Source organism: Streptomyces flaveolus (assembly GCF_000716535.1).
GTDB lineage: Bacteria > Actinomycetota > Actinomycetes > Streptomycetales > Streptomycetaceae > Streptomyces > Streptomyces flaveolus_A.
On the sequence record NZ_JNWV01000027.1, the window covers coordinates 53,407 to 77,622 of the forward strand.

A 24,216-nucleotide genomic window follows, 5' to 3' on the forward strand; every position below is an offset into this window, starting at 1 on the left:
CGTCTCATTCTCCGGATCGTCCGTCCCCGTCCACAGGGCTCGCCGCGTCGAGGATGCCGGGCAGCGCCCGGAGCAGCGCACCCACCTCGTCGTCGCGGAGATTCAGCGGCGGCATGAGCCGTACGACGTCGGGGGCGGGCGCGTTCACCAGGAACCCGGCCTCCTGGGCCGCCTGCTGCACCTGCGGTGCGCGCGGCCCGGTGAGCACGATACCCAGGAGCAGGCCCGCACCCCGGACATGATCGATCAACGGGTGGTTCAGTGCCTCGACGCCGTCCCGCAACCTCCCGCTCTGCCGCTTGACGTTGTCGAGCAGGCCCTCGCCCTCGATGGTGTCGAGCACGGCGAGTCCGGCGGCGCAGGCGACCGGGTTGCCGCCGAAGGTGGTCCCGTGCTGGCCGGGCCGCAGCAGTTCGGCGGCCCGGCCGAAGGCCACGGTCGCGCCGAGCGGCAGCCCGCCGCCGAGCTGCTTGGCGAGGGTGACGACGTCGGGCAGCACGCCCTCGTGGGCCTGGTACTCGAACCAGGTGCCGGTCCGCCCGATGCCGGTCTGCACCTCGTCCAGGACGAGCAGCGCACCCGTGGCGGCGGTGATCGCGCGGGCCGCCTTGAGGTAGCCGGCCGGGGGCACGACGACGCCGTTCTCGCCCTGGACGGGCTCGATGACCACCAGGGCGGTGTCCTCGGTGACCGCGGCGGCCAGCGCCTGCGCGTCGCCGTAGGGGACGTGGGTGACCTCGCCGGGCAGCGGCCGGAAGGGCTCCTGCTTGGCGGGCTGGCCGGTGAGCGCGAGGGCGCCCATCGTGCGGCCGTGGAAGCCGCCGTCGGTGGCGACCATGTGGGTGCGCCCGGTGAGCCGGCCGATCTTGAAGGCGGCCTCGTTGGCCTCGGCGCCGGAGTTGCAGAAGAAGACCCGGCCCTCCCGGCCGAACAGCGCCAGGAGCCGTTCGGCGAGGGCGACGGTGGGCTCGGCCATGAAGAAGTTGGAGATGTGGCCGAGGGAGCCGATCTGCCGGGTCACGGCCTCGACGATCGCGGGGTGGGCGTGGCCCAGCGCGTTGGTGGCGATGCCGCCGACGAAGTCGAGGTACTCCCGGCCCTCGGCGTCCCACACCTTGGTGCCCTCGCCGCGGACGAGGGGCAGCCGCGGGGTGCCGTAGTTGTGCATGAGCGCGCCCTGCCAGCGCTCGGTCAGCTCCTGGTTGCCCGTCACTGCGCGTCCCCCTCAAGCTCGTCGGGCACGACCATGGTGCCGATGCCCTCGTCGGTGAAGATCTCCAGCAGGATCGAGTGCTGGACCCGGCCGTCGATCACGCGGGCGGTCGTCACGCCGTTGCGCACGGCGTGCAGGCAGCCCTCCATCTTCGGCACCATGCCGGAACTCAGCTCCGGCAGCAGCTTCTCCAGCTGGGAAGCGGTGAGCCGGCTGATCACCTCGTCGGAGTTCGGCCAGTCCTCGTAGAGGCCCTCGACGTCGGTGAGGACCATGAGGGTCTCGGCGCCCAGTGCCGCAGCGAGTGCCGCAGCCGCCGTATCAGCATTGACGTTGTAGACATGTCCGTCGTCCTGGGAGCGGGCGATCGAGGAGACGACCGGGATGCGGCCGTCGGCCAGCAGCGCCTCGATCGCGCCCGTGTCGAGGGCGGTGATCTCGCCGACGCGTCCGATGTCGACCGGCTCGCCGTCGATCTCCGGGGTGTGCTTGGTGGCGGTGATGGTGTGCGCGTCCTCGCCGGTCAGCCCCACGGCGAACGGGCCGTGCTGGTTGAGCAGGCCGACCAGCTCGCGCTGCACCTGCCCGGCGAGCACCATCCGTACGACGTCCATGGCGTCCTCGGTGGTGACGCGCAGGCCCGCCTTGAACTCGCTGACGATGCCGTGCCGGTCGAGGGCGGCGCTGATCTGCGGGCCGCCGCCGTGCACGACGACCGGCTTGAGGCCGGCGTGCCGCAGGAAGACGACGTCCTGGGCGAAGGCGGCCTTCAGTTCCTCGTTCACCATGGCGTTGCCGCCGAACTTGATGACGACGATCTTGCCGTGGTGCCGGGTCAGCCAGGGCAGCGCCTCGATGAGGATCTGTGCCTTCGGCAGTGCCGTGTGTTTCCGCGTCGTGGTCATGAGGAGTAGGCGCTGTTCTCGTGGACGTAGTCGGCGGTCAGGTCGTTGGTCCAGATGGTCGCGGTCTCGGCGCCGGCGGCGAGGTCGGCCACGATGTGGACCTCGCGGTAGCGCATGTCGACCAGGTCGCGGTCCTCGCCGACGCTGCCGTTCTTGCAGACCCAGACGCCGTTGATGGCGACGTTGAGCTGGTCCGGCTCGAAGGCGGCCTTCGTGGTGCCGATCGCGGAGAGCACGCGGCCCCAGTTGGGGTCCTCGCCGTGGATCGCGCACTTGAGGAGGTTGTTGCGGGCGATGGAGCGGCCCACCTCGACGGCGTCCTCCTCGCTCGCCGCGTTGATCACCTCGACCTTGATGTCCTTGCTGGCGCCCTCGGCGTCGCCGATGAGCTGCCGGCCGAGGTCGGCGCAGACCTGCCGCACGGCCTCGGCGAACTCCTCGTACTCCGGGGTGACGCCGGAGGCACCGGAGGCGAGCAGCAGGACGGTGTCGTTGGTGGACATGCAGCCGTCGGAGTCGACGCGGTCGAAGGTGACCCTGGTGGCCGCGCGCAGCGCCTTGTCCAGGGTCTCGTCGTCCAGGTCGGCGTCGGTGGTGAGGACGACGAGCATGGTGGCGAGGCCCGGCGCGAGCATGCCGGCGCCCTTGGCCATGCCGCCGACGGTCCAGCCGTCCTTGGTCACCACCGACGTCTTGTGGACGGTGTCGGTGGTCTTGATGGCGATGGCGGCCTTCTCGCCGCCGTGCTCGCTCAGGGAGGCGGCGGCCGTCTCCACGCCCTTGAGGAGCTTGTCCATGGGGAGCAGCACACCGATCAGGCCGGTGGAGCAGACGGCGACCTCGATGGCGCCCCGGCCGAGCACCTCGGCGACCTTCTCGGCGGTGGCGTGCGTGTCCTGGAAACCCCGGGGGCCGGTACAGGCGTTGGCGCCGCCGGAGTTGAGGACGACCGCCGAGACCTGGCCGCCCTTGAGGACCTGCTCGGACCAGAGGACCGGCGCGGCCTTCACACGGTTGGAGGTGAAGACGCCCGCGGCGGCACGGCGGGGCCCGTCGTTGACCACGAGGGCCAGGTCGGGGTTGCCGTTCTCCTTGATCCCGGCGGCGATGCCGGCCGCCGTGAATCCCTTGGCTGCCGTGACACTCACTGCATCTCCTTGTTCGCTTCTCCGCCCGTGCAGCGCAGCGGTGCGGCCATCGTCGTCGTCTGCGGCCCGGCGGCTGCACGTACTCCCCCAGCTACCGCTGGGAGGTGCCCCTTGCTCACGGTGCGACTCCGATCGTGGAAAGCCCGGTGGTCTCGTCGAGACCGAGGGCGATGTTCATGCTCTGGACGGCACCGCCCGCGGTGCCCTTGGTCAGGTTGTCGATGGCGCTGATCGCGATGATGCGGCCCACGGCGGCGTCGTACGCGACCTGCACCTGAACGGCGTTGGAACCGTGGACGGACGCCGTCGCGGGCCACTGGCCCTCGGGGAGCAGATGGACGAAGGGCTCGTCGGCGTAGGCCTTCTCGTAGGCGGCGCGCACCGCCTCGGCCGTGACCCCCTCGACGGCGGACGCGCTGCACGTGGCGAGGATCCCCCGGGGCATCGGCGCGAGGGTCGGCGTGAAGGAGACCTTCACGGTCTGTCCGGCGACCGCGCTGAGGTTCTGGATCATCTCGGGGGTGTGCCGGTGGCCCCCGCCGACGCCGTACGGCGACATGGAGCCCATGACCTCGCTGCCGAGCAGGTGCGGCTTGGGTGCCTTGCCCGCGCCGGAGGTGCCGGACGCGGCGACGATCACCGCCTCGGGCTCGGCGAGTCCGGCGGCGTAGGCCGGGTACAGGGCGAGGGAGACGGCGGTCGGGTAGCAACCGGGTACCGCGATGCGCTTGGACCCCTCCAGCGCGGCGCGGGCACCCGGAAGTTCGGGGAGGCCGTAGGGCCAGGTGCCGGCGTGCGGGGAGCCGTAGAACCTCTCCCAGTCGGCCGGGTCCTTGAGCCGGAAGTCGGCGCCCATGTCGATCACGAGGACCTCGGGGCCGAGCTGCTCGGCGACGGCGGCGGACTGCCCGTGCGGCAGCGCGAGGAAGACCACGTCGTGCCCCGCGAGGCCCTCGGGGGTGGTCTCGGTCAGCACGCGGTCGGCCAGCGGCAGCAGGTGCGGCTGGATCGCGCCGAGCCGCTGTCCGGCGTTGGAGTTCCCGGTCAGGGCACCGATCTCGACCTCGGGGTGCGCGAGGAGCAGGCGCAGGACCTCACCGCCCGCGTATCCGCTCGCTCCGGCCACCGCCGCACGTACCGCCATGTCCATCCTCCATCCTGGATGGCATGACTATACGTATCGCTGCACGTTTATGCAATCGCCTTGGGCAGCATCACCCGGCGCGAGACGACGAAGGTGACCGGTATCGCCGCCGCGGAGGCGAGCAGCGGAGCGAAGCGGCTGCCGGCGTGCAGGAGGTCGACGATCACGTAGACGCCCGCCGTGGTGATCAGGAAATTGGTCACGTTCGTCAGCGGGAACAGCAGGAATTTCCGCCAGGTGGGCCGGGTCCGGTAGGTGAAGCGCGCGTTCAGAAAAAAGGAGCCGATCATGCTGAGCAGAAAAGCCAGGATGTGCGCGGCCAGATAAGGAAGGGCGGTCAGGAACAACAGGTAAAGGCAGTAGTAGGTCGCCGTGTTCACGACGCCGACCGCCGCGAAGGTCAGAATCTGCCGCATCAGGGGATGAGATCTTTCGTCCGTTCCACGTTGGTCGCCTTCACCAGGAAGTGCGGGCGCCCCTTCACCTCGTAGTAGATGCGGCCGGTGTACTCCCCGATGACTCCCAGCATGACCATCTGGACGCCCGCCAGGGCGGTTACGGCGGTGATGATGGTCACATAGCCGGGGGTCTGGACACCGTGGGCGAGCGCGGCGCCCACGATCCAGGCGGTGTAGAGGCCCGCGCACAGCAGCAGCCCGACACCGAGCCAGAGCGCGGCGCGCAGCGGGCGGTTGTTGAAGGAGAGCAGGCCGTCGAGGCCGTAGTTGAGCAGGCCGCGCAGGTTCCAGGAGGTGCGGCCTGCCTCGCGGGCGGCGTTCTGGTACTCGAAGGTGGTGCTCGGGAAGCCCACCCAGGCGAACAGGCCCTTGGAGAACCGGTTGTACTCGGTGAGGGCCAGCACGGCGTCCACCACCCGGCGTGACAGCAGCCGGAAGTCCCCCACGCCGTCGACGAGTTCGACGTCGACCAGGCGGTTGACGAGCCGGTAGTACAGCCGGGCGGTGAGGGTCCGGGTGAACCGGTCGCCGGTGCGGGTGCGCTTGGCGATGACCTGGTCGTGGCCCTGTTCGCGCAGCTCGACCATCCGCTTGATCAGCGCCGGCGGGTGCTGGAGGTCGGCGTCCATGACGATCACCGAGTCGCCCGAGGCGTGCCGCAGGCCGGCCAGCAGAGCCGCCTCCTTGCCGAAGTTGCGGCTGAAGGAGACGTAGCGCACCCGGGAGTCGAGGTCCGCCAGTTCCTTCAGGACGGCGAGCGTACGGTCCCGGCTGCCGTCGTCGACGTAGACGAACTCCATGTCGTGGCCGAGGGGCAGCAGTTCCTCGGCGACCTTCTGGACCTCCTCGTGGAAACGGGCGAGGACGTCTTCCTCGTTGTAGCAGGGCGCGACGATCGATATCAGCATGCGGGTCCCCCCTGGGCGCGGTCAGAGAGCGGTGGTCACGCGCTCGCGCGGTGAAGTGGTCGTGGGCGGCACCGGGGCGCGCCGGCGGCGGACGGCGGTGAGGGCGGTGAGCAGGGCGAGCGTCAGCAGCGAGGCGGCGCCCACGGTCGTGCCCAGCCGCAGGCCGGGTGGGTGGAAGGTGCAGGTCAGGCTGGTGGCGGTGCCGTCGAGGGGCACGGCGATCAGCCCGTGGAAGTCCTCGGCGGGCCGCTCGGGCCCGTCGCCGGTGGCGCAGCGCCAGCCGGCGATCCGGGGGGCCGCGACGACCGCGGTGCCCTTGCTGCCGGGGCGCAGCCGGGCCCGCACCGTGGCGCCGGAGACGGTCACCTCCGTGGCACCGGTCGCCTTCAGGCGGGCGGCGGCGGTGGCCAGCCGGGCCGTGTCCAGGCAGCCGACGGCGGCGGACGGGATGCGGCCGGGCCGGTCCGGCCGCAGCTCGATCCGCAGCGACCCCGCGGCGGGGGCGGTGCCGAGCGGCTCCATGGCGGCGCGGTTGCGCGGGAACTCGAACCGGAACCGGGCGGGTTCCCCGGCGCCGGCGAGCCGCGCGGTGCCGGAGAAGTGCGGGGCCCACAGGTGCACCTGGGTGCCGGCCGGGCACCGGGCGGTGATCGTCGGCCGGGCCAGGGCGTTCCCGGTGCCGACCCGGCGGGACGGTAGCGGCCGCCCGTCGTCGTCGTGCACGGTGACACGGGGCACGGTGTAGACGCGGCTGCCGAGCAGCAGTTCCTGGTTGCGGTACGGCGACGGCCCGAACGGCTTCCTGTCGGGCGCGGCCCGGACGGTGACCAGGGGCGGCACGTCCCGGCGGGTGACGGTCACCGGACCGGCGTGCGGGGACAGGTACTTCTGGTGCGGGTCGGGCGGGGAGTGCACCCGGGCGCCGACCGAGAAGACGACGTCCGTGACGGCGTTGTCCAGGCTCTGCACGTTCCGGCCGCGCGAGGTCCAGCCGTCGCCGAGGGCGGTGAGGGTGCGGCTGAGGACGTCCGAGGTGAGGCTGCTGTAGTACTGGGCACCCTCGCCGCCCACCAGCAGCGGGTCGTTGCCGACGGTCTGCTCGCGGCCGGGGTCGGTGCGGTACCGCGGCCAGTCGTCGGCCCCGGCGATCGCCGCCGCCTGTGTCTCCTGCCGCTCGCCCCAGGGCGTGTAGTCGTCCAGGTGCCCGAGGCGCAGCCGGGTGTCCACAGCGGAGGTGGCGGCCGTCTCGCCCACCTGGGCGCCGAGGAGCAGGACGACGGCCAGCCCGGCGAGCCGGGTGCGCCGCCCGGCGCGGCCCAGCAGCACCAGGCCGCCGACGGCGCCCGCGAGGGCGAGCAGCAGCACCGGCCAGGTGTACGGCCGCACCAGCGCGCTGCGGCTCGCGACGGCGATGATCAGCACGAGCAGCGCGGTCGCGGCACCGAGGGCGCGCCGGTCGGGCAGGCCGTACGCCACGGCGTGCCAGGCGGCGACGACCAGCAGGCCGCACAGCACGAACGCCTGCCGGTAGGGGCTGCCCTGCGGGGTGGCGAAGGCGTGCCAGAGCAGGTGGGTGGGGCCCCACTGGAGGGAGAGGGCCACCAGGAGTGCCAGCGCCGTCCAGCCGGCGCGCACCGGGACCGGGACCGCGCGGTGGAAGGGCAGGGCGAGGGCGAGGAGCAGGGCGGTGATGCCGACGTAGAGGGCCGGGGAGCCGAAGCCGTAGGTCGCGGGCAGCAGCCGGGCGGCCACGTCCTCGGTGGGTACGGGGGCGAACTGGCGTACGCGGCCGGGGTAGGCGTGCTTCGTGCCGAAGTAGACGACCGTGACGAGCGGGGCGGCGAGGCCCACGCCGAGGACGGTGGTCAGGGCGGCGCGACCGGCCGTGGCGAGCGCCTGCCGGCGCGGCGGACGGGCGAGCAGCAGGCGCAGCAGCAGGACGAGGGCGGCGCCGAGGGTGGCCATGTAGGCGGTGTAGAAGTTGGCGGTCCACGCGAGGGCGACGATCAGGACGCCGGTCAGGCGCCGGCGTCCGGTGAGCGCCCACTCACCGACCAGGCACAGCAGCGGCAGGGCGATCAGGCCGTCGAGCCACATCGGGTTGTAGGAGGCGTCGGCCGTGCTCCAGCCGCACAGCGCGTACGAGGCGCCGAGCAGGCCCGCCGCCCACCAGCGGCCGGGGCGCAGGGTGAGCAGCAGCCAGGCCATGGCCGCGGCGGCGGAGGCGGTCTTCAGGAGGGTGACGGCGTAGACGGCGAGGTCGATCTGGTCGCGCGGGAAGAGGGCGACGAGCAGGGCGTAGGGGCTGCCGAGGTAGGTGCCGAGGTCGGGCAGGAAGGCGGCGCCGTAGCCGGACTGCCAGTTGACGAGGAGGCCGCCGTGGGCCCTGCCGTGCAGTAGGTCCCACAGGTGGGCGTGGAAGGGCACGTACTGGTTGCCGAGGTCGTTGACGCTCCGGGTGCGGGGGCCGAAGGGATAGCTGCGCGCCAGCACGTCACCGGCGCAGAAGGCGGTGATCGTGACGGCCGCGGCGAGCAGGGCGGCGGCCTGCCGCGGTCGGGACATCGTTTTCACACCCGGTTCCTGTCCGGGTGTCGCGGCGGGTTCCCGTGCGCTGTGTCACTTTCGCCGGGCGTTGTATTGCGGTGCATTTTCGGCGGTCCTCGCAGAATGTGTGCCCCATCGATTCGCCGACTTAGACGGAGCGTGATTCCGGATGGTTGTGCGCTCACCGAAAAGTGAGGCGACATCTTCCGAATACGGGAAACACCGCGTGAATTACATGTCCTACCGGAAAACATTCGCTTTCCGGTAGGTGTTCTCAAGGTGAACCGGCTTTGCGGGCCGCGTAGGCCCGGGCCGCCCGGACCCGGTTGCCGCACTTGGTGGTGCACCAGCGGCGGGCGCCGTGGGAGCGCAGGAACCAGCGGGCGCACCCCTGGGCGGCGCACTCGGTGAGCAGGTCCGCGTCGGCGCCCGTGAGCAGGTCGGTGGCGTCCTCGGCGAGCTGGGAGAGCGCGGCGGCGGCCGGGTTGCCGGAGTCGGGGACGTCGGCGCGGCGGGGGCCGTCGGCGGTCCAGGCCAGCCGGGGCGTGGCGGGCGCGGCGGCGAGGGTGGCGTTGAGGGTGTCCAGGGCGTCGGCGGGCGGCTGCGTCCCGGCGGCCCGGGCAGCGAAGAGGGCCCGCAGCGCCTCGCGCAGGACCCGCAGCCGGCCGGACTGCCTGCCGTTCAGGCTCACCCGGTCGGGCAGCAACGCGTGCCGGACCAGCCACAGGTGCGCGGCCTCGGTGTCGTCGAGCAGGTCGACCTGGCCGTGGCTGACCGTGAACCGCGTGTTGACCAGTGCCAGCGCGGCGTACCGGTCCTCGCCGGGGACGGGGAGCTGGTGCAGGTAGACGGGGGCCTCGTGATCCACGGCTCTCATGGTAATCCTTGCGGTTCTCCGTGAGGAGGACTTAGCGTGTCTCACGGAGAACCGAGCATGAAACCGTGAGAGGTGAGCCGTGGTGGGCTTCGACGTGGACGCGCTGCGCAAGGACTTCCCGATCCTTCGGCGGACGGTGGCGAGCGGCGCGCCGCTCGTCTACCTGGACTCCGGGGCCACCACCCAGAAGCCCCTCCAGGTGCTGGACGCCGAGCGGGACTTCTACCTCACGCGCAACGCGGCCGTGCACCGCGGGGCGCACCAGTTGGCGGGCGAGGCGACGGAGGCGTACGAGCAGGCCCGGCACACGGTCGCCCGGTTCATCGGCGCGGCCGACGACGAGGTGGTCTTCACCAAGAACACCACCGAGGGCATCAACCTGGTCGCCTACGCGCTGGGCAACGCCGGCCGGATCGGCCCCGGCGACCGGATCGTGGTGACCGAGATGGAACACCACGCGAACCTGGTGCCCTGGCAGCAGCTCGCCGAGCGGACCGGCGCGACGCTCGACTGGTTCGGCCTCACCGACGACGGCCGCCTCGACCTGTCCCGGGTGGACGAGCTGCTGGACGAGCGCACGAAAGTGCTCGCCCTCGCCCACCAGTCCAACGTCCTCGGCACGCTGAACCCGGTGCGCGCGCTCGCCGACCGCGCGCACGCGCACGGCACCCTCGTGGTCGTGGACGGCGCCCAGTCCGTCCCGCACCGCCCGGTCGACGTGGGTGAGCTGGGCGCGGACTTCCTCGCCTTCTCCGGGCACAAGATGCTCGGCCCGAACGGCGTCGGCGTGCTGTGGGGCCGCGCCGAGCTCCTCGCCGGGCTGCCGCCGTTCCTGACCGGCGGCTCGATGATCGAGATAGTGGAGATGGACCGCACCACCTTCCTGCCACCGCCGCAGCGCTTCGAGGCGGGCGTGCCGATGACCGCGCAGGCGGTGGGGCTCGCGGCGGCGGTGGAGTACCTGGAGCGGCTGGGCATGGCGGAGGTGGCCGCGTACGAGGACACGCTCACCGCCCGCGCCCTCCAACTGCTCGCCGAGGTGCCCGGGGTCCGGGTGGTCGGCCCCGCGGACCTCACCGACCGCGGTTCGGCCGTCTCCTTCACGGTCGACGGCGTCCACCCGCACGACGTCGGTCAGGTGCTGGACGAGCGGGGCGTCGCCGTCCGTGTCGGCCACCACTGCGCCCGCCCGGTCGTCCGCCGCTACGGCATCCCGGCCACCACCCGGGCGAGCTTCTACGTCTACAACACCCTGGAGGAGGTCGACGCGCTGGTGGCGGGGGTACGGGCGGCGCAGCGCTACTTCGGCGTCTGAACGCGTCGGCGCGTGCTTCCACCGAAGCGCGCCCGCGTTGGAGCGCGCTTGCCTTGGAGTGTGCTCCAACTCCTACGGTTGCGGTCATGAGCAACGAACACAGCAGCACCCGTGACGAGCGTTTCGCCCACGGCCTGGAGGTCCTGCGGAAGGTCGACGGCGAGGCCGGGCAGCGGGTCGTGGACTCGCTCGCCGACATCAGCCCGGAGCTGGGGCACCAGGTCGTCGCCTGGGCCTTCGGGGAGATCTACGACCGGCCCGGGCTCGCCCCGCGCGACCGCCAGCTGGTCACGCTGGGCATGCTCACCGCGCTCGGCGGCTGCGAGGCCCAGCTGGACGTGCACGTGAACGCGGCCCTCAACGTCGGGCTCACCCCCGAGGAGATCACGGAGGCGCTGCTGCACTCCGCCGTCTACTGCGGCATGCCGAAGGCGCTCAACGCCACCTTCGCCGCGAAGAAGGTCTTCGCCGAGCGCGGGCTGCTGCCGGTGGGACAGCAGCCCGCGCCCGCGACTACCTCTGCCTGATCCGCAGGAAGGTGACGGAGTTCGCCGGGAAGGTGTAGGTGAACTTCCCCGCGACCCCGGTGAACGTGGACGTCCGCGGGGCGACCGCCGTGGACGTCTCGGTGTTCACCGCGTCCGGCGCGGCGGCGAGGGTCGTCACCTTCGCCTTCGACGCCACCTCGGCGCCGCCCAGGTCGATGGCCGTGCGGGCCGCGGCGGCCTGGGCGTTGACGACCTTGACGATCAGCTCGCCGGTCTTCGCGTCCCGGGTGACGACCTGGCGGAACGGCTCGGCCGGCTTGTCGTCGGTGAAGCTGCCCCACTCCTCGCCGTCGAGGTACAGGGTGACCTGGCGGCCGCGCACCTTGACGTCGACGTCGTAGGCACGGCCGGTCTCGACGGATCCGGCCTTGGAGATCAGCGTGGACTTGCCGCCGTCCACGGCCTGCTCGACGGCGGTCTGGGTGTTGTTCCAGCCGCCGATGTTCCACCAGTAGTAGTTCCCGGTGTCCTTGACGCCGAAGGCGACGAGGAAGCCCTCCTTGCCGGACTTCTTGGTGGCCTCCACGTGCAGGTCGTAGTCGTGCCAGGACGGGTCGCCGGCCTGGGCCATGGTGTTCTCGGCGGCGTCGTCCGTCTGGACGTACCGGCCGTCCTGGACGGTCCAGGCGCCGGTGCCGGTGTGGGTCCACCGGGAGGCGTCACCGGAGAAGTCGTCACTGAACAGCGTGCCGCCGTCGGCCCCCGTGACCCGTACGTCGTCGTAGGCGGCGCTGGTGTTCCAGGTGGAGAGGCCGACCGCGCCCGTGAGGGGCCCGTTCAGGCTCGGGGTGCCGGTGGCCGTGCTCGGCACCACCCGGTCGCCCACGTTCGTCATGAACAGCTTCTGGACCTCGTAGTCGGCCGAGTTCCAGGAGGCGTGGTTGTTGAACCACACCATGTCCGGGCTCCACTGGACGTAGTCCTCGTTGGCGAACAGCGGGGCGTAGGAGGCGAGCTTGACGACGTCCGCGTTGCGTTCCAGGCCGGTCATGTACGCCGCCTCGGCGAGGCCGTTCTTGAAGGCGTTGCCCTGGGAGGCGTACTCGCCGAGGAAGACCTTCGGGCCGGAGCGGTCGTAGGAGTCGTAGCGGTCGTTGTTCTGCAGGAACCACTGCGGGCTGTTGTAGTAGTGCTCGTCGACCATGTCGACCCCGGCGTCCCGGTTGAGCTTCCAGGCCGTGTCGAAGGTCGCCCCCGCGTCGTCGGGACCGGAGTTGGAGATCACCTTCAGGTACGGGTACTTCGCCTGGAGGGCCGCGCGGAACCGCTGGAAGCGGGCGAAGAACTCGTTCGGCAGGTTCTCCTCGTTGCCGACCTCGATGTGCGTGAGGTGGAAGGGCTTGGGGTGGCCCATCCCGGCGCGCACCTTGCCCCACTTCGAGGAGGCGGGCCCGTTGGCGAACTCGACGAGGTCGAGGGTGTCCTGGATGTGCCGCTGGAGCAGGGCTTCGTCGGTGACGGCCTTGTTCTGGCCGCAGCCGGTGACCAGGGCCGGTACGACGGGCAGCGGCATGGCGCCGATGTCCTCGGCGAACCGGAAGTACTCGTAGTAGCCGAGGCCGTAACTCTGGTTGTAGCCCCAGAAGTTGGAGTTGGTGGCGCGCCGCTCGACCGGGCCGACGGTGTCCTTCCACTGGTAGGAGCGCTTGCGCTGCCAGCCGGAGGCCTCGCTGTAGTCCTGCATAAAGCCGGTGTTGACCAGGCAGCCGCCGGGGAAGCGGACGAAGCCCGGGTGCAGGGCGGCGATCTTCTCGGCGAGGTCCTTGCGCAGGCCGTTGGGCTCGTGCCGGTAGGTGTCGCGCGGGAAGAGCGACACCATGTCCAGGGCCGTGGCGGCGTCGGCGGCCACCGTGAGGCGGCCGGTGGTGCTGGTGCGGATGGCGGTGAGGACGGCCTTGTACCGGGCCCAGCCGTTCTTCGCCACGGCGATCCGCCGGGCGGTGGCGAGCGTGCCGCCGGAGTCCTGGAGGGTCACGGTCAGCGTGCCGCCGGCCTCGGCGCGGGCCCACACCGAGAAGTCGTACGTCTCGCCCTCCCGCACGGCGATGCCGGTGTTGTAGCCGGCGTTGGTGACGGACGAACCGGCGCCCAGGGAGAGGTAGGCGCGGTTGCGGTCGTTCAGGCGGCCGGAGTCGTTCAGGACCCGCGCGGTGCCGGAGACCGCCCAGGCGGTCAGCGGGGTGTAGGCCTTGTTGTCGTCCGTGGAGTACTCGAAGGACCGGTTCTGGACGAGTTCGGCGTACAGGCCGCCGTCGGCGGCGCGGTTGATGTCCTCGAAGAAGACGCCGTACATCGTCTTGTCGATCGTCGGCCCGGTGGCGGCGGGATCGACGGTGATCGCGTAGTCGGTGACGTCCTCGGCGTGGGCGGGGGCGGGGAGGGCGGCCGTGGCGAGCAGAACGGCGCACGTTCCCAGGCCGAGTCTCCAGCGGGCGGTGCGTGACATGGATACTCCGCGGCTCATTGTTCGAAATATCAGACATTGGTCAGCACTTCGAACGCACGATAGGGAAGGGGCATGACCGCGTCAATGGGCCGACGGGAGGGCCGCGTAAGCTCCGGGGCATGGATGGGTGGGTGCCGTACGTGGTCGTGTTCGGCTTCTTCTCCGGGGTGCTGGGGCTCCTCACCTGGCTCGCGCGCGTGATCCGGCGCCGGGGCGGAGCGGGCGCGGGTGTGGGGGCGGCGCTGGCCGCGTACGAGGAGGCGTTCCGCGCCACGAGTCATGCCGCGCACCACGAGATCCGGGCTCAGGCGGACCGGAGGTCACCCGCCGAGTCGCCCGACGGCACTCGCCGGCGGCCCGGGAGGGCACGGTGACGGGCGAGTTCTGGCCCGTACCCGACGTACTGGCCCATCTGGCCGGGCGGTGGCGCGTCGAACGCGAGGTGCGGGACCTGGCGAGCGGGGACGACGGACACTTCACCGGGACGACCGTCTTCACCGCGCTGGACGGCGGTGGGCTGCTGCACGAGGAGTCCGGCACCTTCACCTGGCGGGGAATCGCGCGGCCCGCCACCCGGACCCTGCGGTTCCTGCCGGGGTCCGGTCCGGGCCGGGCCGAGGTGCGGTTCGCCGACGGGCGGCCCTTCCACGAGCTGGACCTGACCACGGGCCGGTACGTCGCCGACCACCCCTGCGCGGCCGACCTCTACCGGGGCGAGTTCACCGTCCGGGACGCCGACCACTGGCGCACGGTGTGGCGGGTCGGCGGGCCGGCGAAGGACCTGGTCCTCACCACCGACTACGTGCGCCAAGGAGCGACCGGCGAGAGCGCGGGCACGGCCTCGCGCAGCGGACCGGAATCGTCGGACAGGCCCTAGCGGCGCGAGGCCTGGGCCTGGACGCCGTCGAAGCGGAGGTTCCAGCGGCCGGCGCGGCCCGTGACCGTCGTCGTGGACAGCGGGCGGACGTCGATGTTCCAGTAGGTCGAGGGAGGCGCCTTCAGGGCGTAGACCAGGGCCGCCCGGATCACGGACGGCTCGGCCACCGCGACGATCCGGCCGCCGTCGTCCGCCGGCCGGGTGTCCAGCCAGCCGCCGACCCGGGAGATGAACGCCAGCAGCGACTCGCCGCCGTGCGGGGTGGACCGCGGGTCGGCGAGCCAGGCGTCCACCGCCTCCGGCTCCCGGGCCATCGCCTCGCCCAGCGTCAGGCCTCGCCAGCGGCCCATGTCGCAGTCCCGCAGCGCGAGCTGGACCAGCGGGGCGTACCCCAGGGCGTCGCCCGTGGCCCGGCTGCGCGGCGTCGGCGAGCAGTAGCGCAGCTCGGCAGCGGCCAGCGGCAGCAGGTCCCCGGCGACACGCTGCACCTCGTCCCAGCCGCCCTGGTCCAGCGGCCGGTCGTCCTCGAAGCGCTCCGCGAGCAGCGCGGCACCGCGCGCGGCGGCGACGAACGTCACCCTCTGTGGCATGCGGTGATGGTGAGCCCCGGCGAGCAACAGGTCAAGAGCCGGGGTGCGGTCAGGCGTCGACCGTCTGCCCGAAGGTGTGCACCATGTACAGCTCGGGACGGTCCAGCGGCCGGAAGCCCAGCTTCTCGTAGACCCCGTGCGCGTCCTGCGTGGCCAGCAGCAGCCGGCGCAGGCCGAGCGGCTCCAGGTGCGCGCGGATCCGGGCGACGAACGCCGTGCCGACGCCCTTTCCGCGCACCGACGGGTCGACGTACACGTCCGCGAGCCAGGCGAACAGCGCCTGGTCGGTGACCACGCGCGCGTACGCCACCTGCTCCCCCGAGGTCGTGGCGTACACCCCGAAGTTCAGCGAGGCCGCCATCGCCCGCTCGTGCCTCTCGCGCGGGCGGCCGATCGCCCAGTACGCGTCGGACGACAGCCAGCCGTGCACACGGTCGACGTCGACCCGGGCGGAGTCGGCGGAGAACTCGTACCCCTCGGGGAGGTCAGGTGTATCGGTCATGCGGTGATCCTCACAGGCCGGGCTGCCGCGCGACGAGCGGATTACGGGTGACCTCGTCGTACGCCGCCCGCAGCCGCCGCGCCCCCTCCGCGATCTCCCCGGTGCCGGCGACCGCCGCGAAGCTCAGGCGGAGGTGGGCGGCGGGTGGGTCGGCGCTGAAGTACGGGCGGCCCGGGGTGACGGCGACGCCCGCGCGGAGGGCCGCCGCGGTCACCGCAGACTCCTCGGTGCCGTCGGGCAGCCGCACCCACAGGTGGTAGCCGCCGGACGGGACGTGCGGCAGGGCGAGGTCGGGCAGGTGCCGGGCGAGCGCGCTCGTCATGGCGTCGCGGCGGCTCTTCAGCTCGGCCGACAGCGCCCGCAGATGGCGGGGCCAGGCGGGGGAGCCGACGAGTTCGAGGGCGGCCTCCTGGAGCGGCCGGGGGACGAAGAAGCTGTCCACGACCTGGATGGCGCGCAGCCGTTGCAGCACCGGTCCGTGCGCGGCCAGGGCGCTCACCCGGAAGCTGGGCGAGGTCGCCTTGGTCAGCGAGCCGACGTGGACGACCACGCCGTCCGGGTCGTCGGCGGCCAGCGGGCGGGGCAGCGGTCCCGCGTCGGCGTGCACGAGCCGGCGGACGTAGTCGTCCTCGACGACGAACGCGCCGGCCTCGCGGGCGATGCGCAGCACCTCGGTGCGCCGGTCGGGAGCCAGCACGGCGCCGGTCGGGTTCTGGAACAGCGGCTGGCAGACGAAGACGCGGGCACCGGTGGCGTGGAAGGCGTCCGCGAGCAGGTCCGGGCGCACCCCGTCGGGGTCGACGGGCACCGGGACGGGCCGCAGCCCGGCCGCGCGGGCGAGGGCCAGCATGCCCGGGTACGTGGGCGATTCCACGAGCACCGGGGCGCCGGGCGGGGCGAGCGCGCGCAGGGCGGTGGCCAGCGCGGCCTGGCCACCGGCCGCGATCAGCACCTCGGCCGCGGTGACGGCGCCGCCGATCCCGCGCGCGAACCATTCCCGCAGCTCCGGCAGCCCCTCCAGCGGCGGTCTCCCCCAGGCGCCGGGCCGCCGCCCGGCCCGGGCGAGGGCCGCCGCCATGGCGCGCTCGGGCTGGAGGGAGGGGTGCAGGTAGCCGCCGCTGAGTTCCAGGACCCCGGGCGGCGGGGCGGCCAGCGAGACCGTGACGCCCGAGGCGTCCACGGTGCGCGGTACGAGATCGGCGGCGCCGTCGGCACTCAGCGCGACCTCCTGCCAGGAGGTGTCCCCGGCGGGGGTGTCGCCCCGGTGCGGCCGGGCCCGGAAGGCGCCCGCGCCCGGCCGGGTGACCACCAGGCCCTCGGCGGCGAGCTGGGCGAGCGCCCGGGAGACGGTCACCGGGCTCACCCGGAACCGCTCGACCAGCGCCCGGCTCGACGGGAGCTTTCCACCCGGAGAGTAGCGGTCCAGTTCCCTCCGCAACTGTTCTGCCAGTTCGCCCACGCTGCTACGCTGTTGCATGAGAACACAGAGTAGCGCTACTACCGCGAGCCCGATAGCAGTCAGCGCTCCGCGGGAGTCCCGGGGGCTCGGCACCGTCCAGGCCGCCCTCGGCGTGGTCGCCTTCTCGCTGACCTTCCCCTCGACCGCCTGGGGTCTGGAGAGCTTCGGTCCCTGGTCGCTGGTGGCGGTGCGCGGTGTCCTCGCCGCACTCGTGGCGGGCGGCTGTCTGCTGGCCCTGCGCGTACGGCTCCCGGCGCGGCGGCATCTCGCCGGGCTCGCCGTGGTGGCCGCCGGCGTGGTGCTCGGCTTCCCGATGCTGACCACGCTCGCGCTGCAGACGTCCACCACCGCCCACGCGGCCGTCGTGGTGGGCCTGCTGCCGCTGACCACGGCCGTGTTCTCGGCGCTGCGCACCGGCGCCCGGCCGTCCCGCCGGTTCTGGCTGGCGGCCGTGGCGGGCGCGGCGGCCGTGCTCGCCTTCACGGTCGCCCAGAGCGGCGGCGCGCTCACCGCGGCCGACGCGTATCTCTTCGGGGCGCTGCTGGTGTGCGCGGCCGGCTACACCGAGGGCGGCCGGCTGGCCCGGGTCATGCCGGGCTGGCAGGTCATCGGCTGGGCGCTGGTGCTGTGCCTGCCACTGACCCTGCCGGCCTCGGTGCTGGCGCTGTCGTACGAGCCGGTGCACCTGAGCGCGCACGGTGTCGCGGGCCTGCTGTGGGTGGCGCTCGGTTCGCAGTTCCTCGGGCTGCTCGTCTGGTACCGGGGGATGGCGGCCATCGGCATCCCCCGGGCCAGCCAGTTGCAGTTGGCTCAGCCCCTGCTCACACTGGTGTGGTCGGCGCTGCTGCTGGGCGAGCACTTCACGGCGGCCGCTCCCCTGACCGCCGTCGCCGTGCTCGTGTGCATCGCCGTCACTCAGCGGTCGTGATCGTGAGGAGGGCCTGTAGATGCGCGCATCCAAGGGCGACAAGCTGGTCCAGCACGGCAGGGTGGTGGGTCAGCACGACCACGTCTCGGAAGTCGTAGAAGTGCTCGGGCAGGAGGGCAGCCCGCCCTACCGCGTCCGTTTCGAGGACGGGCACGAGGCGATCATGTCCCCCGGACCCGACTGCCAGGTCAAGCACAAGGACGAGCAACAGCAGTAGTCAGCGCGGTGGTTCCGCCGGCCCGCGGTAGTGGTCGGCGACCACCCGTGCCATCGCCCCGATCGGATCGGCCGCCAGGTCCGCCGCGGCGAAGAACACGTGCCCGCGCACCTGCGGGTACCGGGCGGCGAGGGTCAGGTGCCGGGACAGCTCGACCGGGTCCCGCCAGGCCGACGGCTGCCCGGCGGCGCCCGCCCGGTACAGGGCCTCGCCGATGTACAGACGCGTCGGGGTGCCCTCGGCGACCTCCGCCCACCAGGCCACGAGCCGGGCGTAGTCGGCGGCGGAGTAGCCGATGTGCCAGTAGAGCTGCGGCACGATGTAGTCGATCCAGTGGTTGCGGACCCAGGCCCGGGTGTCCGCGTACAGGTCGTCGTACGTCTCCACACCCGCCTGTGTGTCGGAGCCGCGGGCGTCGGTCGTCGCGTTGCGCCACACCCCGAACGGGCTGACCCCGAACCGGGTGCCGGGCCGGACCCGCTTGATGCCGGCGGCCATCTCCCGCACCAGGGTGTCGATGTTGTCCCGGCGCCAGGCCGCCCGGCCGGAGAAGGCCCCGCCGTAGCGGTCGTACGCGTCGTCGTCGTCGAAGGTCTGCCCGGCCTCCGGGTAGGGGTAGAAGTAGTCGTCGAAGTGGACGGCGTCGACCGGGTACCGGGCGACCGCGTCGAGCATCGCCCGCTGCACGAAGGCGCGGACCTGGGGCAGGCCGGGGTTGTAGTAGAGCCGGCCGCCGTACGGCACCACCCAGTCGGGGTGCTCGCGGGCCGGGTGCGAGGCGGCCAGCCGGCCGGGGTCGGTGTGCTGCGCGATCCGGTACGGGTTGAACCAGGCGTGCAGCTCCAGGCCCCGGGCGTGCGCCTCCCGGACGGCCGTGCCGAGCGGATCCCAGCCCGGGTCCCTGCCCTGGGTGCCGGTGAGGTACTCGGACCAGGGTTCGTACGGCGACGGCCACAGCGCGTCGGCCGTGGGCCGCACCTGGAGGATCACCGTGTTGAGCCGGTCGCGGACCGCCCGGTCGAGGTGGGCGATCAGCTCCTTGCGCTGCGCGCTCGCCGTGAGACCGGTCCGCGAGGGCCAGTCCCGGTTGACGACGGTCGCGATCCAGACGCCCCGCATCCCGGCGCCCGCGCGTGAGGCGCGTCCGGAGGGGTGCGGGCCGGGAGCCGGACCGGCCCGGCCCGCTGCCGGGACCGCCGCGCCCCTCGTCGGCACACCCGGTACCGTCGCCAGCGTGGACAGCGCGCCCAGGGCCAGGGTTCGCCGCGACATGCGCCCCATCGGCACACCCCCATACGCTCCGGATCCGCTCCGTCACGGATCGTTCCGCGGTTCAGGATGCCCCCACCCCGGCGATCGATCATCGATACTTGGCGGTAACGTGCACGATCGGAGCAGGCGCCGAACCCGGAGGTCTGCCAGCGAGCCGGAGAACTCAGCGAAGGGAACGATGTGACCGACATCGAGCGCGTCGGAGTCGTGGGCTGCGGCCAGATGGGCGCGGGCATCGCCGAGGTGTGCGCCCGCTCGGGACTGGACGTGAAGGTCGCCGAGACCACCGGCGAGGCCCTGGAGATCGGCCGTACCCGGCTGTTCAACTCCCTGGCCAAGGCCGCCGAGCGCGGCAAGATCAGCGAGGAGGAGCGGGACGCCACCCAGGCGCGGCTGAGCTTCACCACCGACCTGGGCGAGTTCGCCGACCGGGACCTGGTGATCGAGGCCGTCGTCGAGAACGAGCAGGTGAAGACCGAGATCTTCCAGGTGCTCGACCATGTGGTCACCCGGCCGGACGCGATCCTGGCCTCCAACACCTCCTCGATCCCGCTGGTGAAGCTGGCGGTCGCCACCTCCCGCCCGGACCACGTGGTCGGCGTCCACTTCTTCAACCCGGCCCCGGTGCAGAAGCTGGTCGAGCTGATCCCGGCGCTCACCACCTCCGAGGGCACCCTCAGCCGCGCCCAGGTCTTCGCCGAGAAGGTGCTCGGCAAGCACGCCATCCGTGCCCAGGACCGCTCCGGGTTCGTGGTGAACGCGCTGCTGGTGCCGTACCTGCTGTCCGCGATCCGGATGTTCGAGTCGGGCATCGCGAGCCGTGAGGACATCGACAACGGCATGGAGATGGGCTGTGCCCACCCGATGGGCCCGCTGAAGCTGTCCGACCTGATCGGCCTGGACACCATCGTCTCCATCGCCAACTCGATGTACGCCGAGTACAAGGAGCCGCTGTACGCCGCTCCCCCGCTGCTCCAGCGCATGGTGGAGGCGGGCCGGCTCGGCCGGAAGACCGGCTCCGGCTTCTACACGTACGGCTGATTACGAAGAGCGACGCCCGCGGGCCCGGCACCGGATTTCGGTGCCGGGCCCATCTGTTTCACACACCGTGTGCGCGCCGGGCACGCATATGCCCTTCGCACACGCTCCCCACGCGCCCACCAGGCGAGTTGACTCTGCATGCGCATGCAAGGGATGCGGAACCATCCATTTCGACTACAGAGGGGAGCGGACCCGTGACCGCCGATCAGGAGCATCCCGTGGTCCATGGAGAACTCGCAGAGTTACGGCGCCGCCTCGACGTGGCCTACGCCCGTGTCGAGGGAGGACTGGCGCTGCTGCGTCACCGTACCGAGGAGACCGCCAAGGAACTGGACGAGCTGAACTCCCGGATGGCCTCGCTGGAACACGCACGCTGGCCGCTGCCCTCGCTCGCCGCGCTGACCGCGCTCGGTGCGCTCGTGGTGACGGTCTGGCAGGCGCTGGCGGCCCACTAGCCGCCGGCTCACTGACCTTCGGCAAGCCTGAGGTGGTGCAGCAGGAGTAACGCGGCCGCCATGTTGGCGGCCGGGACCTCCCCACGGGCGATCAGGTCGGGGACGAGTTTCAGGGGAACCCATTCCCGCCGGTCCGACTCGAAGTCGTCCACGGGGTGCCCGACGTACTCGCCCCGGTCGGACCAGTAGACGTGGTGCCGGGCGTCGGTGAGGCCGTTGGACGGCTCCACGCTCATGAGGTGGTGCAGGGGCCCCGGCCGCCAGCCGGTCTCCTCCTCCAGTTCCCTGGCCGCCGCGCTCGCGATGTCCTCGCCGTCCTCGACGACGCCCGCGGCCAGCTCCCAGCCCCAGCTGTCGGTGATGAAGCGGTGCCGCCACAGCAGCAGCACCTCGTTCGCCTCGTTGACGACCGTGGCCACGGCCACGGGGCGCAGCCGGATGAGGAAGTGGTCGAGGTGCCGGCCGTCCGGCAGCTCGACATCCGCGAGATTGACGCTGAACCAGCGGTTCGCATACACGGTTTGTTCGCTTTGTTTCGTCCACTGCACGGTTCTGCCACCTTCCGCCGAGTAAGTGGCAATATCGCAGCAGGGACGGTGCACCTACAGGGGGCCTACAGCGGTACGCGCAGTGCCCCGTCGATGAGTTCGGCGGCTTCGGCGGTGCCGGCCGAGCCGCATCGCACCAGGTGCTCGCGTACCGCGCGCAGTCTGTCGCGCAGCCGCTGGGACTCCATTCCCCGTGCCTGCTCCGCCATCCGCACGGCGGTGACGACGGCCTTGTCGGCGTTGCCCTGGCGCAGTTCGATGGTGCTGAGCATGGCCAGCCGGTGCACCCTCCCCCGGTCGTGGGCCGGGTTGTCGACGGCCGCCGCCGCGTGCTCCCGGGCGGCGGCGAGTTCCCCGAGGCTCAGCAGCGCCTCGGCCACCTGCACGTTGACCAGCCCCGGCTGCACGTACCCGGTCTCGTCGGGCTCGTGGCCCCGCCGGATCCGCTCGGCCGCCGTCTCCGCCCGCCGGATGCAGGACAGCGCGCTGCCGCTGTCCCCGAGGTGCGCGTACGCCTTGGCCTGCATCGCGTAGAGGTCGGAGGCGAGCGCCGGGGTGATGTGCCGGCCGGCGGCGCGCAGCGCGGCCTCGGCGAAGGCGACGGCCTGCCGGTACTCCCGCATGAACAGCGACTGGTTGACCAGCAGCGCGATGACGTACGCCCCAAGGCCCCGGTCCCCGCTGGCCTTTGCCAGCCGCAGCGCCTGGTGGAAGTAGCGCTGGGCGAGCCCGTGCGCGTCGGAGTCGTACGCGCAGATGCCCGCGATCGCCACCAGCCCGCCCGTGGCGCGGTGCAGTTGGCGGCCGGTGGCATCGGTGTAGCTGCCGCGCAGCAGCGGCGCGGCCTCGGCGTTGAGGAACCCGACGATCCGCGTCCGCGTCGCGATACCGCCGGCCTTGCGGTACATCTGCTCGTAGTGCGTCCGGGCGGCGCGCAGCATCTCGATGTCGGCCGTGGTGACCCGGTGCCGGCCGCCACGGGAGACGTCGACGTCCTCGGGCGGGTTCTCCCACTCCCACACCGGCATCACCGCCGGGGTCCCGGTGACGGCCGGGGCGCCCAGCACATGGGGCCGCTGCTGTTCGTCCGAACGCCACAGCGCGGTGGCCCGCTCCACGAACCCGCCCAGCGAACCGGCGTGCGGGGTGCTGGGCTCGCCGGGCACCCCGAGCCCGATGTCGTCGAGCGTGACGGGCCGCTGCAGCCGTCCCGCGAGCACCTCGCAGATCAGGTCCGGCACCTGTCCCCGGGGCCGCTGGCCCTTCAACCAGCGTGCCACGGCGGTGTGTTCGTACCGCAGCGCGAGTCCGCGGGCGCGGCCCGCCTGGTTGACGTGGGCGGCGAGGCCGGCGTGCGAGATCCCCGCCTCGTCCAGGATGGCGTCGAGCAGAGTGTTGGGCTGCATGGAATGCCCCCCGAGTGGCCTGGTGCGGTCAGCGTAGTGGCTCCGCGTTCACACGGGGTGTGAACCGAGTGCCCGTATCCGCGGCGTACGCGCGCTGTCGCGGAGCGTGTCGATCCGGTTGACTGAGATGCCTCGCAAGAGGCCGGCCAAGCCGCCGGCTCCCCCTCGAACGACGGCGGCTTGGCCGGGGGCCACGGGGCCTAGCGGTACGTCGTCGGCTGCGGGTGCGTCAGGGCCGAGTGCGTGGTTCCCGGGGAGTTGCGGGGTGCCCCTCTTCGGCCGTTCCGCAGGACCAGTACCGCGACGTCGTCCGTCGTCCTGCCGACCGTGTGGCGCAGGAGACCCGTGAAGAGGGCACGCAGGACCGCCTGGGGCGGGACCGGGTGGTCGCGTACGGCCTCGCGCAAGGCGTCCGGCAGCGAGAAGAACCGGCCCTGGCCGTCCCGCGCGTCCTCCGCCCCGTCCGTGAAGAGCACGAGGGACTCCCCCGGATGCAGTGGGCCGCAGGACAGGACGTCCAGCTCCGTCGGCAGCGGAAACGGTCCCAGCGGCGGAAGGGGGTCCCCGCAGGCCAACTGCTCGACCCCGGTTCCCCTGAGCGCGTACGGCCACGGATGCCCGCAGTTGAGGACGCGCAGTTCGCCGTCCCTGCCGATCTCCAGGAGGAGCACGGTCACGAACTCCTCGGCGACCGGGTTGTCCGAGTCGGCGGGGCCGTTCGCGGGGTGCTCGGCGCGGGCGCGTTCGCGCAGGTGGCGGGCGAGTGCGCGGTCCAGCCTGCGGAGCACGCGGCCGAGTTCGGGCTCGTCGTGGGCGGCCTCGCGGAAACTGCCGAGGAGGGCGGCGACGGTGCCGAGGGCGGCCAGACCGTGCCCCCGTACGTCCCCCATCACCACCCGGACCCCGTGTTCCGTGGCGATGGCCTCGTACAGGTCGCCGCCGACGCTCGCACCCCGGTCTGCGGAGAGCTGCGCGGCGGCGACGTCGATCCCCTCGAGTCGTGGCGGCAGCGGACGCAGGACGACGTTCTGCGCGGCGTTCGCCGCCCGCCGGGCGAGCCGCAGCTCCCGCAGCAGGGAGCGGCGGACATGGACTATGAGGCCGGTGCCGACGGCGAAGAACACGGCACTGGTGACGATGCGGGCCCCGAGCCCGTTCTGCTGGGCGAGCGGGCAGCCGAACTTGTAGCCGACCGCGACGGCTCCCCAGACCGTGGGCAGTACGGCTGCCCGCCCGGTGGGCGCCCGTGCCTTGATGCGGATCATGCCTCTGGTCCCCCATGTGGGTCCTGACAGAGGAATCGGACCGACCCCGAAAGGCCGGTCCGATTCTGTCGACGGCATGACCCGGGCGGGGAGGATCACCCTCACTTCCCACCCGAATGAGTGAGTCCCCGCCGGTCAACCCGCATT

At 72.3% G+C, this 24,216-nt stretch carries 24 protein-coding genes; 8 read left to right on the forward strand and 16 right to left on the reverse strand.

Features of this window, described 5'->3' with window-relative positions; all coding sequences use genetic code 11:
• Positions 1-4: 4 nt before the first annotated feature.
• From OO52_RS27825 to OO52_RS27860, 8 genes are all read right to left on the reverse strand, one after another.
• Complete coding sequence (locus tag OO52_RS27825; RefSeq protein ID WP_030654809.1) at positions 5-1,213, reverse strand: acetylornithine transaminase; 1,209 nt, start codon at positions 1,211-1,213, stop codon at positions 5-7.
• Positions 1,210-2,118 (reverse strand): acetylglutamate kinase, encoded by a 909-nt coding sequence (gene argB, locus OO52_RS27830; protein WP_030654807.1) that lies wholly within the window; start codon positions 2,116-2,118, stop codon positions 1,210-1,212. The genes OO52_RS27825 and argB overlap by 4 nt, the downstream gene beginning before the upstream one ends.
• Complete coding sequence (gene argJ, locus OO52_RS27835) at positions 2,115-3,266, reverse strand: bifunctional glutamate N-acetyltransferase/amino-acid acetyltransferase ArgJ (RefSeq protein WP_030654802.1); 1,152 nt, start codon at positions 3,264-3,266, stop codon at positions 2,115-2,117. The genes argB and argJ overlap by 4 nt, the downstream gene beginning before the upstream one ends.
• A gap of 115 nt (positions 3,267-3,381) precedes the next feature.
• Entirely contained in the window at positions 3,382-4,410 is a 1,029-nt protein-coding gene (argC, locus tag OO52_RS27840) for an N-acetyl-gamma-glutamyl-phosphate reductase (RefSeq protein WP_030654799.1), read from the reverse strand.
• Between the two features lie 47 nt (positions 4,411-4,457).
• Positions 4,458-4,826, reverse strand: coding sequence for a GtrA family protein (locus tag OO52_RS27845; protein ID WP_030654797.1), 369 nt, complete (start codon positions 4,824-4,826; stop codon positions 4,458-4,460).
• Positions 4,826-5,776: a glycosyltransferase family 2 protein gene (locus OO52_RS27850; RefSeq protein ID WP_030654794.1), complete on the reverse strand. Its 951-nt coding sequence runs from the start codon at positions 5,774-5,776 to the stop codon at positions 4,826-4,828. The genes OO52_RS27845 and OO52_RS27850 overlap by 1 nt, the downstream gene beginning before the upstream one ends.
• Positions 5,777-5,797: 21 nt before the next feature.
• On the reverse strand, positions 5,798-8,341 hold the full coding sequence (locus OO52_RS27855) for a YfhO family protein (protein ID WP_234339859.1): 2,544 nt from the start codon (positions 8,339-8,341) through the stop codon (positions 5,798-5,800).
• A gap of 256 nt (positions 8,342-8,597) precedes the next feature.
• Entirely contained in the window at positions 8,598-9,200 is a 603-nt protein-coding gene (locus tag OO52_RS27860) for an ABATE domain-containing protein (protein WP_030654790.1), read from the reverse strand.
• 82 nt (positions 9,201-9,282) lie between these two features.
• Here OO52_RS27860 and OO52_RS27865 point away from each other — a divergent pair, with 82 nt between their 5' ends.
• Together OO52_RS27865 and OO52_RS27870 are read left to right on the forward strand one after the other, a co-directional pair.
• On the forward strand, positions 9,283-10,515 hold the full coding sequence (locus tag OO52_RS27865) for a cysteine desulfurase (RefSeq protein ID WP_030654788.1): 1,233 nt from the start codon (positions 9,283-9,285) through the stop codon (positions 10,513-10,515).
• A gap of 86 nt (positions 10,516-10,601) precedes the next feature.
• On the forward strand, positions 10,602-11,042 hold the full coding sequence (locus tag OO52_RS27870; RefSeq protein ID WP_030654785.1) for a carboxymuconolactone decarboxylase family protein: 441 nt from the start codon (positions 10,602-10,604) through the stop codon (positions 11,040-11,042).
• Here OO52_RS27870 and OO52_RS27875 read toward each other — a convergent pair.
• The gene (locus tag OO52_RS27875; RefSeq protein ID WP_030654783.1) at positions 11,029-13,509 is read right to left on the reverse strand and encodes an alpha-L-arabinofuranosidase C-terminal domain-containing protein; all 2,481 of its coding nucleotides are present in this window, start codon (positions 13,507-13,509) and stop codon (positions 11,029-11,031) included. The two genes, OO52_RS27870 and OO52_RS27875, sit on opposite strands and share 14 nt — an antisense overlap.
• Positions 13,510-13,628: 119 nt before the next feature.
• Between OO52_RS27875 and OO52_RS27880 the strand changes: the two genes are divergently transcribed.
• Together OO52_RS27880 and OO52_RS27885 are read left to right on the forward strand one after the other, a co-directional pair.
• Positions 13,629-13,883, forward strand: coding sequence for a hypothetical protein (locus OO52_RS27880; protein WP_030654780.1), 255 nt, complete (start codon positions 13,629-13,631; stop codon positions 13,881-13,883).
• Complete coding sequence (locus OO52_RS27885; protein WP_051818917.1) at positions 13,880-14,386, forward strand: DUF6314 family protein; 507 nt, start codon at positions 13,880-13,882, stop codon at positions 14,384-14,386. Before OO52_RS27880 ends, OO52_RS27885 begins: the two co-directional genes overlap by 4 nt.
• Here OO52_RS27885 and OO52_RS27890 read toward each other — a convergent pair.
• From OO52_RS27890 to OO52_RS27900, 3 genes are read right to left on the reverse strand one after another with little or no spacing between them, the layout of a single operon-like run.
• Entirely contained in the window at positions 14,383-14,976 is a 594-nt protein-coding gene (locus OO52_RS27890) for a histidine phosphatase family protein (protein ID WP_030654774.1), read from the reverse strand. The two genes, OO52_RS27885 and OO52_RS27890, sit on opposite strands and share 4 nt — an antisense overlap.
• 49 nt (positions 14,977-15,025) lie before the next feature.
• On the reverse strand, positions 15,026-15,478 hold the full coding sequence (locus OO52_RS27895; protein WP_030654771.1) for a GNAT family N-acetyltransferase: 453 nt from the start codon (positions 15,476-15,478) through the stop codon (positions 15,026-15,028).
• A 10-nt stretch (positions 15,479-15,488) separates the two neighbouring features.
• Positions 15,489-16,955, reverse strand: coding sequence for a PLP-dependent aminotransferase family protein (locus OO52_RS27900; RefSeq protein WP_196945619.1), 1,467 nt, complete (start codon positions 16,953-16,955; stop codon positions 15,489-15,491).
• Here OO52_RS27900 and OO52_RS27905 point away from each other — a divergent pair.
• Positions 16,954-17,865 carry a DMT family transporter gene (locus tag OO52_RS27905; RefSeq protein WP_030654765.1) on the forward strand — a complete coding sequence of 304 codons (912 nt, stop codon included), beginning with the start codon at positions 16,954-16,956 and terminating at the stop codon, positions 17,863-17,865. The genes OO52_RS27900 and OO52_RS27905 overlap by 2 nt on opposite strands.
• 19 nt (positions 17,866-17,884) lie before the next feature.
• The gene (locus tag OO52_RS27910) at positions 17,885-18,082 is read left to right on the forward strand and encodes a DUF1918 domain-containing protein (protein ID WP_030654762.1); all 198 of its coding nucleotides are present in this window, start codon (positions 17,885-17,887) and stop codon (positions 18,080-18,082) included.
• On the opposite strand, the gene OO52_RS27915 is transcribed toward OO52_RS27910, so the two are convergent.
• The gene (locus OO52_RS27915; protein WP_234339858.1) at positions 18,083-19,363 is read right to left on the reverse strand and encodes a glycoside hydrolase family 10 protein; all 1,281 of its coding nucleotides are present in this window, start codon (positions 19,361-19,363) and stop codon (positions 18,083-18,085) included.
• A gap of 171 nt (positions 19,364-19,534) precedes the next feature.
• Between OO52_RS27915 and OO52_RS27920 the strand changes: the two genes are divergently transcribed.
• Both OO52_RS27920 and OO52_RS27925 read left to right on the forward strand, forming a co-directional pair.
• Positions 19,535-20,395 carry a 3-hydroxybutyryl-CoA dehydrogenase gene (locus tag OO52_RS27920; protein WP_030654758.1) on the forward strand — a complete coding sequence of 287 codons (861 nt, stop codon included), beginning with the start codon at positions 19,535-19,537 and terminating at the stop codon, positions 20,393-20,395.
• Between the two features lie 194 nt (positions 20,396-20,589).
• On the forward strand, positions 20,590-20,850 hold the full coding sequence (locus OO52_RS27925) for a hypothetical protein (protein WP_030654756.1): 261 nt from the start codon (positions 20,590-20,592) through the stop codon (positions 20,848-20,850).
• A gap of 8 nt (positions 20,851-20,858) precedes the next feature.
• Here OO52_RS27925 and OO52_RS27930 read toward each other — a convergent pair whose 3' ends face one another.
• The 3 genes from OO52_RS27930 to OO52_RS27940 form a co-directional block, all read right to left on the reverse strand.
• The gene (locus OO52_RS27930; protein ID WP_078629572.1) at positions 20,859-21,398 is read right to left on the reverse strand and encodes an NUDIX hydrolase; all 540 of its coding nucleotides are present in this window, start codon (positions 21,396-21,398) and stop codon (positions 20,859-20,861) included.
• A 65-nt stretch (positions 21,399-21,463) separates the two neighbouring features.
• Positions 21,464-22,804, reverse strand: coding sequence for a hypothetical protein (locus tag OO52_RS27935; RefSeq protein WP_030654752.1), 1,341 nt, complete (start codon positions 22,802-22,804; stop codon positions 21,464-21,466).
• Between the two features lie 200 nt (positions 22,805-23,004).
• Positions 23,005-24,069, reverse strand: coding sequence for a PP2C family protein-serine/threonine phosphatase (locus tag OO52_RS27940; RefSeq protein ID WP_037630526.1), 1,065 nt, complete (start codon positions 24,067-24,069; stop codon positions 23,005-23,007).
• Positions 24,070-24,216: the final 147 nt, after the last annotated feature.

What these genes read in the sequence shown, in the direction of transcription:
- argB (WP_030654807.1), bottom strand. Translation starts at nt 2,118, where the DNA reads ATGACCACGACGCGGAAACACACGGCACTGCCGAAGGCACAGATCCTC.
- argC (WP_030654799.1), bottom strand. Translation starts at nt 4,410, where the DNA reads ATGGCGGTACGTGCGGCGGTGGCCGGAGCGAGCGGATACGCGGGCGGT.
- OO52_RS27845 (WP_030654797.1), bottom strand. Translation starts at nt 4,826, where the DNA reads ATGCGGCAGATTCTGACCTTCGCGGCGGTCGGCGTCGTGAACACGGCG.
- OO52_RS27850 (WP_030654794.1), bottom strand. Translation starts at nt 5,776, where the DNA reads ATGCTGATATCGATCGTCGCGCCCTGCTACAACGAGGAAGACGTCCTC.
- OO52_RS27855 (WP_234339859.1), bottom strand. Translation starts at nt 8,341, where the DNA reads ATGTCCCGACCGCGGCAGGCCGCCGCCCTGCTCGCCGCGGCCGTCACG.
- OO52_RS27860 (WP_030654790.1), bottom strand. Translation starts at nt 9,200, where the DNA reads ATGAGAGCCGTGGATCACGAGGCCCCCGTCTACCTGCACCAGCTCCCC.
- OO52_RS27870 (WP_030654785.1), top strand. Translation starts at nt 10,602, where the DNA reads ATGAGCAACGAACACAGCAGCACCCGTGACGAGCGTTTCGCCCACGGC.
- OO52_RS27875 (WP_030654783.1), bottom strand. Translation starts at nt 13,509, where the DNA reads ATGTCACGCACCGCCCGCTGGAGACTCGGCCTGGGAACGTGCGCCGTT.
- OO52_RS27880 (WP_030654780.1), top strand. Translation starts at nt 13,629, where the DNA reads ATGGATGGGTGGGTGCCGTACGTGGTCGTGTTCGGCTTCTTCTCCGGG.
- OO52_RS27890 (WP_030654774.1), bottom strand. Translation starts at nt 14,976, where the DNA reads ATGCCACAGAGGGTGACGTTCGTCGCCGCCGCGCGCGGTGCCGCGCTG.
- OO52_RS27895 (WP_030654771.1), bottom strand. Translation starts at nt 15,478, where the DNA reads ATGACCGATACACCTGACCTCCCCGAGGGGTACGAGTTCTCCGCCGAC.
- OO52_RS27905 (WP_030654765.1), top strand. Translation starts at nt 16,954, where the DNA reads ATGAGAACACAGAGTAGCGCTACTACCGCGAGCCCGATAGCAGTCAGC.
- OO52_RS27900 (WP_196945619.1), bottom strand. Translation starts at nt 16,955, where the DNA reads ATGCAACAGCGTAGCAGCGTGGGCGAACTGGCAGAACAGTTGCGGAGG.
- OO52_RS27910 (WP_030654762.1), top strand. Translation starts at nt 17,885, where the DNA reads ATGCGCGCATCCAAGGGCGACAAGCTGGTCCAGCACGGCAGGGTGGTG.
- OO52_RS27915 (WP_234339858.1), bottom strand. Translation starts at nt 19,363, where the DNA reads ATGGGGCGCATGTCGCGGCGAACCCTGGCCCTGGGCGCGCTGTCCACG.
- OO52_RS27935 (WP_030654752.1), bottom strand. Translation starts at nt 22,804, where the DNA reads ATGCAGCCCAACACTCTGCTCGACGCCATCCTGGACGAGGCGGGGATC.
- OO52_RS27940 (WP_037630526.1), bottom strand. Translation starts at nt 24,069, where the DNA reads ATGATCCGCATCAAGGCACGGGCGCCCACCGGGCGGGCAGCCGTACTG.